Source organism: Coxiella-like endosymbiont (assembly GCF_002871095.1).
In the GTDB taxonomy this organism is placed as follows: domain Bacteria; phylum Pseudomonadota; class Gammaproteobacteria; order Coxiellales; family Coxiellaceae; genus Coxiella.
Genome location: NZ_NSHJ01000026.1, coordinates 1 through 1,813, shown reverse-complemented (window position 1 = coordinate 1,813; position 1,813 = coordinate 1). Strand labels below are relative to the sequence as shown.

The following is a 1,813-nucleotide window of genomic DNA, read 5'->3' as shown; positions in this document are numbered from 1 at the left end:
CTTGAAGGGTTCGGCCTTTTATAATTGAAGTGGTGAATCATAGTCATCTGAGGGTAAAGATCAAGAGAGTATTGATAGGATCTAAATTCAAGGAACAGGTTGAGTAAGGTGAGTGTTTATAATATTGAAAAACTGTGTTATCAATATTGAAAGGTAAAGTTTTACCCACCGTGGTTATTTTTTGATTGTCATACTGTTTTCAAATCATGGTAATTTGTAGTAGTAAGTTTTTCCCTAGCGATTAAATCAGCTACTTCAGTGGTTGGTTGATTTTCTTTAATGGAACGGTTAAATAATTCTAAAAGACGGTCGTATAATTTTTCGATTAATTGGTTAGCGATATCCACGTTATGATAATCATGCACTGAAGCTGCATGAATTAATCCTCCAGAATTAATAACGTAATCGGGAACGTAGAGAAATCCACGTTGATGAGCTATAAGACCATATTTTCGATGAGCGAGTTGGTTATTAGCTGGTCCTGCAATAATGGAAGCCTTAATTCGGTTGAGTGTATTTAAATTAATAACACTGCCTATAGCAGCAGGTGAAAAAATATCGCATTTTACATCATAAATTTTCTCGGGTGAAACTACTGTGGCTTTAAATTTATCTACAAAGGGTTGGATTGCTTCGGATTTAGGATCACAGATAGTGAGGCTTGCCCCTTGTTGGTGTAAAAGTTCGGCTAAATAGTAAGCGGTTTTACCAGCACCTTGTAGAGCGATGTGTAAGCCTTCTAAAGTATCACTATTCCATTTAAATTTAACGGCGGCCTGTAATCCACGAAACACACCCTTCGCAGTAAAAGGGGAGGGATCACCTTGAATTTTATCAGTGCCTGCAGCTCCGATTACCTCGGATGTGCGTTCGGCTATAATATCCATATCTTTTGTCGTTGTTCCGATATCCATGGCTGTGATGTATTGTCCGTTCAAGTTATGCACAAAATCGCCAAAAGAACGAAAAAGCAGTTCTCGGTCGTAAGTAACGGAGGGCTTTATAATGACGGCTTTAGCCCCGCCGTGAGGAAGATCACTGAAAGCAGCTTTTAAGGTCATCATATAGGATAAGCGTAAAGCATCTTTTAACGCTGAACCCATGGATGGGTATTGATAGAAACGACACCCACCAATAGCAGGCCCCCGTTTTGTGCTGTGAATGGCAATGATAGCTTGGAGTCTACTCGCGGGATCTAGTTTAATATGAATGTCACCAAAGCCAAGCATGCGGGCATAACGTATTAAGCTTTCGTGTGTGAAATGATTTCGTTTAAGTACTTGTGGCATAAATAAAATTTTTTATAATATCTCAACTCGAAAAAAGTACATTAATAGTAACAAGGATTTTGGTAATATGTAAGAGGAGAAATATTTTATTACACCTTAATTTGCGAAAAAAATGATTTCTTATCGGGGAGTGCTTTTAGTTGCATGTAAAAATATATTATCCTCACTTTGAGCTATCAAAGTAATTTAGGTTTAAAATTAGTGGAATTTGATGTACACTTGAGGGAAAATAAATAGGTAATTATTTTAAATCCCCTTTGACTGAGGCTACAAATCTCTCGGTTTTAGTAACTAAATTAACAAAGCAGATATTTCTAAGCTTGACATAGACAGCAATTGTTTTATTAGAGATTGTATCCATAAAAGTGTGAAAAGCTTTATTGAATATATACAATAAGTAGCGAAATTAAATTTAGGCATTAATATTGAATTAATTAGAATTTAGTCTTTCTTAACAAAGAGAAATTAGCAAAAAAGGTGATTTAAGAGAAAAAAGCCTCTGGCTCGATTATTTGCTAAAACCC

Annotated in this window: 1 protein-coding gene; it reads right to left on the bottom strand. The window is 35.9% G+C overall.

Going from position 1 to position 1,813, the window contains the following annotated elements:
* Positions 1 to 188 precede the first annotated feature (188 nt).
* Positions 189 to 1,289: a Leu/Phe/Val dehydrogenase gene (locus CLERM_RS00285; protein WP_102156636.1), complete on the bottom strand. Its 1,101-nt coding sequence runs from the start codon at positions 1,287 to 1,289 to the stop codon at positions 189 to 191.
* Positions 1,290 to 1,813: the final 524 nt, after the last annotated feature.